Below are 7,119 nucleotides of genomic sequence, written 5' to 3'. Positions count from 1 at the left end.
TCGCCGGCGACCTCGCGCACGGCGGGGTGGTCGCGCAGCACGGCGAGCCCCTCTGACGGCAGGCTGCGGAGGAGCCGCCGGAAGGGCGCCTCATACTCGGCGAAGGTCGGAAAGACGTTGACGTGGTCATGCACCAGAGAGGTCAGGAGCAGCCGCCGGGGGTGGTAGAGGGCGAACTTGGACCGGCGGTCGTTCGGCCCGACGATGTACTCGTCGCCCTCCAGGATCATCTCCGGCGAGCGGCCCCAGCGCCCGGTCGCCGGCAGGGAGGGCGAGATGGCGCCCACCAGCCACCCGGCGTCGACCCCGCAGGACCTCAGGACGTAGGCCGCCAGGGCCGCGCAGGTAGACTTGCCGAAGCTGCCGGCCACCACGGTGTTGATGCGGTTCCGGGTCGCCTCGCCCACCAGTTCGGGGAAGGTCGTGACCCTGACGCCCCGCTCCCGGGCGGCGCGGGCCTCGACATTGTCGTCGCCCCCCAGCTTGGCGCTGGCGCCCTGGACAAGGACATCCAGGTCCGCGGGCAGGTTGGCGGCGTCCAGGCGCCAGGCGACCGGCAAGCCCAGTCCCTCAACGAAGGTGGACATGGGCGGGAAGACGTCGTGGTCGGAGCCCGAGACCGCGTGGCCGGCGTCCTGCATCATCTGGGCGACAGCGGCCATGCCCGCCCCGGCGATTCCGGTGAAGTGGATATTCATGCAGCCTTCCCTGAAGCCGGGGACGTTAAGGGGCGATTAACCATACCGGGTGAGCCTGTACCCGTCTTCTTCGAAGACATCCCATCACCACCATCACCTTGCGCCCGGCTTCGGCCGGGCGTCCTTTTTTCGGGCCTTGGAGAGTCCCCGTCGAGGTGGTGTAGTGCCCCGAAAGACCGATGGGAGGACAGCCATGGCCAGGGCCGCAGCCGGCTTCAAGACCCGCCTGGAGCCGCAGGACGAGTTCCCGCACGATCCGGGGACCTTCAAGAACTACAACGAAAGCATGTACTTCAACGTGTTCGACCCGGCCCGGAAGGCGGGGGGCTGGTTCCGGATCGGCAACCGGCCGAACGAGCACTACGCCGAGATGACGGTCTGCCTCTACCTGCCGGACGGACGGGTCGCCTTCATGTTCGGCCGGCCAACCATCGAGGGGAACACCGAGATGAACGCCGGCGGCCTGAAGGTCGAGGTGGTCGAGCCCTTCAAGCGCCTGCGGGTGACCTATTCGGGCAAGGCCCTGCTCCTCGAACGTCCCTACGAGATGGCCGATCCCAAGCGCGCCTTCCGCGAGAACCCGTCGGTCCCCTGCACGGTGGAACTCGACTACGAGGGCGTTTCGCCCATGTACGGCGGCGAGACCGTCCGCGAGGACGGGACCCCGATCGAGATCGACCCCGAGAAATCCTTCGCCAAGGCCCACTACGAGCAGCACTGCGCGGCCAGCGGCAGGTTCACCGTGGGCGACGAGATCTTCGAGATCAACGGCCATGGCCTGAGGGACAAGTCCTGGGGCCCGCGCCACTGGCAGGCCATCGACTGGTACCGGTGGTGCCCGATGAACTTCGGCCGTGACTTCGGGATGATGCTGTCGGTCATCGGCGACGGAAAGGGCGGCGCCCGGCAGGGCGGCATGGTCTTCCGCGACGGGATCTACGACCTCATCAAGGAATGCCGGATCGAGAGCGACTGGGACGCGCACGGCTACCAGACCCAGCTGCGCGCCGAGGTGAAGACCGAGGCCGGCAAGACCTATTCCGTGACGGGCCGGGTCATGTCGCTGATACCGCTCCGCAACCGGCGGACGACCCCCGACGGGGTCGAACTGCAGACCCGGATCACCGAGGGCATGACCGAGTACCGGTGCGGCGACCTGGTGGGCTACGGCCTTTCGGAATACCTGGACCAGATCATCGACGGCCAGCCCAACGGCAAGGCCGCCGGCTACTGAGGCCCCAGGGCGACGGACCCGCTTGCGCGGGTGGGCGGCGCGGTCTATAGCCGCGGTCCTTCCAGGTGATCCCCGATAGCTCAGCTGGTAGAGCAGTCGGCTGTTAACCGACTTGTCGCAGGTTCGAGTCCTGCTCGGGGAGCCATCCTCTTCCATCCCTTTCCGCCTTGCGGGCGGTCGTGTCAGGTGGCGCCATGGAAGTCTTCTACGATAATCTCGCCGACTGGTGGCCCGTGATCTCCCCCCTTTCCGACTATACCGGAGAGTGCGCGGAAATCCGCCGGGTCCTGAAGGCCCTCCGGCCCGAGGCGCGGACCCTGCTGGAGCTGGGCAGCGGCGGCGGACATGTCGCCTTCCACCTGAAGGCGGATTTCGACTGCACCCTGACCGACCTCAGCCCCGCCATGCTGGAGGTCTCCCGGCGCCTGAACCCCGGCTGCCGCCATATCCGGGGCGACATGCGCACCCTGGACCTCGACCGGCGCTTCGACATCGTCCTTGCCCACGACGCCATCGCCTACATGACCTCGGAGGCCGACCTGCGGGCCGCCTTCGCCACCGCCCGTCGCCACCTCGCGCCCGGCGGGCTGGCCATGTTCATTCCTGACGAGGTCCTTGAGACCTTCGAACCCGGCGCGTCCGATCTGTTTGGCGGCGAGGCGCCGGATGGAAGGTCCGCCCGGGCTCTGGAGTGGTGCGGCGAACTGGCGGCGGACGGGACCACGGCCGTCCACTACGCCTTTCTCCTGAAGGACGCAGACGGCCAGGTGACGACCGCTGGCGAGACCCACCATGTCGGCGTCTTCGCCCGCACCGACTGGGCGCGTTGGCTTGAGGCGGAGGGATTCACGGTGGAGACCCTGGTGGAGCAGACGGACGAGGACCGCACGCCGCGGTTCCTCTTCATTGGGACCCGGACCTGAGAGAGCGGCGACTAGGAGTCCGTCCCGGAGGCGCGACCGCCTGCACCGAAGCTGAAGACCAGCTTGATGATCAAGACCACGAGCAACAGACCCGCCGCCGGGGACAGGCCCGGCGCCAGGTGGACAGCCGCCACCCCTGCGAGGGCCAGCGCCATGGCGGAGGCGTCGCCCCGGGCCGCACCCCTGGACAGGATGAGGAAGGCGCCAGCGCCCAACACCCAGCCCCAGGCCAGAAGCGCCGCCGGACCTGAGCCAGAAAAGACGAAGGCCACGGCCGCCGCATGGACCCCATGGACCGCAAGGAAGGTCATCCGCAGGCTGGCGGGCCTTGAACGCCAGTAGGCCCGGGTTCCCGGGGACAGGTTAGCGATCGCGCCCCCGGCCAGATCGAGCGCGGCGAGGACCAGGACGCCGAGCCTGAGGGGATCCAGTGGGGCTGTATCCTGGCGGAAAGCGACAAGGAAGCCTCCGGTGAAGGCCAAGGCGCCCATGTAGACCCACGCGAGTTCCCGGGGCGTCGCGTGGTCGCCGTGCAGCAACTGCAGGGGCGCCGGCATTCCAAGCGCCCGATCCCGCCAGGGGGTCATGACCAGCTCCTCTCCTCCCCGGGCGGTGAGACCGCCCGGTCGCTGAGAGGTTAGGTCATCCGCACGCTTCCCTCCACCCGCCGTCTGTGGTCAGGGAAGGAGGTTGGAAACGGGGGTCCTGATGGCCTGGACGGCGGTCTTCGACGGTGAGGCGCCCGAGCGGGTGAACCGCTGGCTGGCGCACAGGGGCGTCTGCTCCCGGCGGGAGGCCGAGGCGCTGATCGCGGCGGGCCGGGTGCGGATCGACGGGGCCGAAGTCGCGGACCCGGGTCGCAAGATTCTTCCGGGACAGACCCTCGAAGTCCAGGACGGCGAGGTGGCTGCAGAGGCCGTGACCATCCTGGTCAACAAGCCACCGGGCCTGGTCAGCGCCCATCCGGAACCGGGACAATCCGAGGCCCGCAGTCTCCTCACCGGCGAACGCGCCCAGGGCGGAGAGCCCCCTCCCCCTGACGACCTCAGCCTCCCGCCGGCGGGCCGACTCGACCGCGAGTCCCGGGGCCTGCTGGTCCTCAGCTCCGACGGGGTGGTGGCGAGGGCCATCATCTCGCCCGCGTCGAGCCTGAAGAAGGAGTACCAGGTGCGGGTCGACGGCGCCCTGACGCCGGACCGGATCGCCCGGCTTCGCCACGGCCTTTCGCTGGATGGACGACCGCTCAAACCTGCGGGGGTCTTTCGCAAAGGCGAGGACCGTCTCCGCTTCATCCTGACCGAGGGCCGCAACCGGCAGATCCGGCGAATGTGCGAGCTGGTGGGCCTGCGCGTGACCGACCTGCAGAGGACCCGCATCGGGCCGCTGTCTCTTGACGGACTGCCGGAAGGTCGCTGGCGGCGCCTCACGGTGACGGAGCGGCGGGACCTGCTGGCGGCGGGCGACCCTTCCCTAGGTCCCGGATCCGGCCCATATCCCGAAGTGACCTGACGGGGACGGCGCGCCATGACCTCAACCACCCGACCGAACTGGCGCCGCCGAGCGGCCCTCATCCTCGGCGGGCTGGTCCTTCTGGGCCTGGTGGGCTTTGCGTTCCGCAGCTGCCGGTCCGAGCCGGAGGCGCCGCCCTACCGGACCGGGCAGGTGGAATCCGGAGCCCTCGTTCAGACGGTGTCGGCCTCCGGGGTCGTCGAGGCCATGGTCACAGTGGAGGTCGGATCGCAGATCTCGGGCCAGATCCAGGCGATCATGGTGGACTTCAATGATCGGGTGAAGGCGGGCCAGGTCCTGGCCGAACTCGACCCCCAGACCTACCAGTCCCGGCTCCGGCTCGGACAGGCCGACGTCGCCGCTGGCGAGGCCGCCGTGAAGCAGGCCGACGCCCAGGCCCAGCAGGCCCGCCAGGAACTGGCCCGACGCAAGTCCCTGGCGGCCCAGGGCTACTATTCCCCGGCGGCCCTTGAGGCGGCCGAGGCGCAGGCCCGGACCAGCGCCGCCGCCCTGGAGGCCGCCCGCGCCAGGGTGCAGCAGAGCCGCGCCAGCCTGCGGACCACAGAGGTGGACCTTTCGCGGACACGCATCGTTTCGCCCATCGATGGGGTGGTGGTCCTGCGGGCCATAGAGCCGGGCCAGACGGTCGCCGCCAGCTTCCAGGCCCCGGTCCTGTTCCGCATCGCCCGGGACTTCGACCGGGTGAAGGTGAAGATCTCCGTCGACGAGGCCGACATCGGCGGCGTGAAGGAAGGCCAGGTGGTGACGTTCTCCGTGGACGCCTTCCCGGACCAGATGTTCGAGGGGATCGTGACCCAGGTCCGCAAGCAGCCCGTGACCGAGCAGAATGTCGTGGCCTACACGGTCATGGCCGAGGCGGCGAATACCGGCGGCCGCCTTCTGCCTGGCATGACCGCGAACGCGGACATCGTGATCCAGCGCCGGGACGGCGTGCTCAAGGTTCCGGTGGCCGCCCTGAGGTGGGCGCCGCCGGCCCAGGTCCAGGCCGCCCCCCGAGGCCCGCCGGGCACGCCGATCCGCAATGACTCCGGCCCCGCCTATCCGGGCTCCGTCCCGGTGCAGAAGGTGGTTGGCCAGCTCGGGCTCGATCCCAAGCAGAAGAAGGCCTGGTCCGACATCCAGGCGGACCTTCGGGTGCAGGCCACCGCCGCCGCGGGAGCCGGCGCAGATCGCGAGGCAGGCCGCAGGGCCGTCGCCGTCGCCGTGGACCGCGGCCTGGGCCGGCTGGAAGCGACCCTGACCCCGGCCCAGAAGGCCAGGCTGAAGGTCCTGCGCCCGCTGGCCTTCGACGTCGGCCCGGACCCTGACGGATTCGTGGCCGGGGTGGTCTACCGGCCGGGACCGGAAGGACCTGAGCCCGTCGTCCTGCGGGTCGGGCCGAGCGACGGTTCGATGACCGAGGTGAGGGGCGCGCTCAAGGCGGGTGAAGCCGTGATCCTGGGCGGTGGCCCCAAGGCCAGAATGCGCGTCGTCGTGAACTGACCGGACATGGCCGAGCCCGCGATGATCCGGATCGAGGATCTGACAAAGACCTACGTCATGGGCGAGGAAACCGTCACCGCCCTCGACGGGGTCAGCCTTTCGATCGCCCGCGGCGAGAGCATCGCGATCATCGGGCCATCCGGATCGGGGAAGTCGACCCTCATGAACATTCTCGGCGGGCTCGACCGGCCCAGCCGGGGCCGCTACCGGTTCGAGGGGGAAGAGGTGGCGCGTTTCTCGGATGACCAGCTGGCCGACTTCCGGAACCGCCGGATCGGCTTTGTCTTCCAGTCCTTCCAGCTGCTTCCCCGACTCTCCGCCTTGCAGAATGTCGAGCTGCCCATGGTCTACGCCGGCGCCTCGCCCCGGGCCCGCAGGGAGCGCGCAGCCGAGCTTCTGGAGAGGGTGGGCCTGGGGTCCCGCATGCGACACCGGCCCAACCAGCTGTCGGGCGGCCAGCAGCAACGCGTCGCCATCGCCCGCTCGCTGGCGAACCAGCCGGACCTCCTGCTGGCCGACGAGCCCACCGGCGCCCTCGACAGCGCTACGGGGGTGGAAGTGCTGGGCCTCTTCCAGAAACTCAATACCGAGGGGCTGACGGTCGTCCTCGTCACGCACGACCGGGGGGTCGCCGACGCCGCGCGCCGCCGGATCGCCTTCCGGGACGGCCGGGTGACCGAGGATGTGCGGTCGTGAGCGGCGCCAGCCCCGCCGAGATCGTTCGCTTCGCCGCCGGCGCCATCATCGCCCATCCGCTCCGCTCGGGCCTCACCTCTTTGGGGGTGGTCATCGGCGTCGCCGCCGTGGTCATGATGACCTCCATCGGCCTGGGTGCGCAGAAGCGGGTCACGGACACGATTTCCGGCCTGGGCTCAAACCTCATCATCGTCACCCCCCTCCAGCCCCGGACGGCGGGCGGGGTCATGGGCGGAGCGGGGTCCGGCCAGAGCCTGTCTGACGCTGACACTGTCGCCATCCAACGCCAGGTCCAAGGGGCCGCGGCGGTGGCGCCCTCGGTCACCGGAATGGCCCAGGTCACGGCGGACGGCGCCAACTGGAACACCTCGATCGTCGGCGTGACCCCCGAATATCTCGAGGCCCGGGACCTGACGGTCGCCTCGGGGCGCATGTTCGACGACCGGGACGCCCGGCAGGGCCGCAAGGTGGCCGTTCTTGGCCCCACGGTGGTCACTCAGCTCTGGGGCGAGGCCGATCCGATCGGCAAGCGGATCCGAATCCGGGGGGCGCCCTT

The 7,119-nt window shown here is 69.8% G+C and carries 8 protein-coding genes and 1 tRNA gene; 7 read left to right on the top strand and 2 right to left on the bottom strand.

The window, feature by feature from the left end; genetic code table 11:
* A partial coding sequence (locus IM632_RS03760; protein ID WP_296552020.1) for a Mur ligase domain-containing protein occupies window positions 1–698 on the bottom strand: 698 nt, incomplete at its 3' end.
* A 193-nt stretch (window positions 699–891) separates the two neighbouring features.
* On the opposite strand from IM632_RS03760, the gene IM632_RS03755 reads away from it, so the two are divergent.
* From IM632_RS03755 to IM632_RS03745, 3 genes are all read left to right on the top strand, one after another.
* The gene (locus tag IM632_RS03755) at window positions 892–1,932 is read left to right on the top strand and encodes a hypothetical protein (RefSeq protein WP_296480859.1); all 1,041 of its coding nucleotides are present in this window, start codon (window positions 892–894) and stop codon (window positions 1,930–1,932) included.
* Between the two features lie 69 nt (window positions 1,933–2,001).
* A tRNA-Asn gene (locus IM632_RS03750) sits at window positions 2,002–2,077 on the top strand.
* Window positions 2,078–2,126: 49 nt separating this feature from the next.
* Window positions 2,127–2,855, top strand: a complete 729-nt coding sequence (locus tag IM632_RS03745) for a class I SAM-dependent methyltransferase (protein WP_296480862.1) — start codon at window positions 2,127–2,129, stop codon at window positions 2,853–2,855.
* 11 nt (window positions 2,856–2,866) lie between these two features.
* Here the strand turns inward: IM632_RS03745 and IM632_RS03740 are convergent, their stop codons facing one another.
* Complete coding sequence (locus tag IM632_RS03740; RefSeq protein WP_296480865.1) at window positions 2,867–3,442, bottom strand: hypothetical protein; 576 nt, start codon at window positions 3,440–3,442, stop codon at window positions 2,867–2,869.
* Between the two features lie 121 nt (window positions 3,443–3,563).
* Here IM632_RS03740 and IM632_RS03735 point away from each other — a divergent pair, with 121 nt between their 5' ends.
* The 4 genes from IM632_RS03735 to IM632_RS03720 form a co-directional block, all read left to right on the top strand.
* Window positions 3,564–4,364 carry a pseudouridine synthase gene (locus IM632_RS03735; protein WP_296480875.1) on the top strand — a complete coding sequence of 267 codons (801 nt, stop codon included), beginning with the start codon at window positions 3,564–3,566 and terminating at the stop codon, window positions 4,362–4,364.
* 15 nt (window positions 4,365–4,379) lie between these two features.
* The gene (locus IM632_RS03730; RefSeq protein WP_296480869.1) at window positions 4,380–5,867 is read left to right on the top strand and encodes an efflux RND transporter periplasmic adaptor subunit; all 1,488 of its coding nucleotides are present in this window, start codon (window positions 4,380–4,382) and stop codon (window positions 5,865–5,867) included.
* A gap of 6 nt (window positions 5,868–5,873) precedes the next feature.
* Window positions 5,874–6,563 carry an ABC transporter ATP-binding protein gene (locus IM632_RS03725; RefSeq protein WP_296552019.1) on the top strand — a complete coding sequence of 230 codons (690 nt, stop codon included), beginning with the start codon at window positions 5,874–5,876 and terminating at the stop codon, window positions 6,561–6,563.
* A partial coding sequence (locus IM632_RS03720) for an ABC transporter permease (RefSeq protein WP_296552018.1) occupies window positions 6,560–7,119 on the top strand: 560 nt, incomplete at its 3' end. The genes IM632_RS03725 and IM632_RS03720, both read left to right, overlap by 4 nt.

The sequence above is a fragment of the Phenylobacterium sp. genome (assembly GCF_020402505.1).
Taxonomy (GTDB): Bacteria; Pseudomonadota; Alphaproteobacteria; order Caulobacterales; family Caulobacteraceae; genus Phenylobacterium.
Note: the sequence above shows the minus strand (reverse complement) of the source record. Positions and strands in the feature narration are given on the sequence as shown.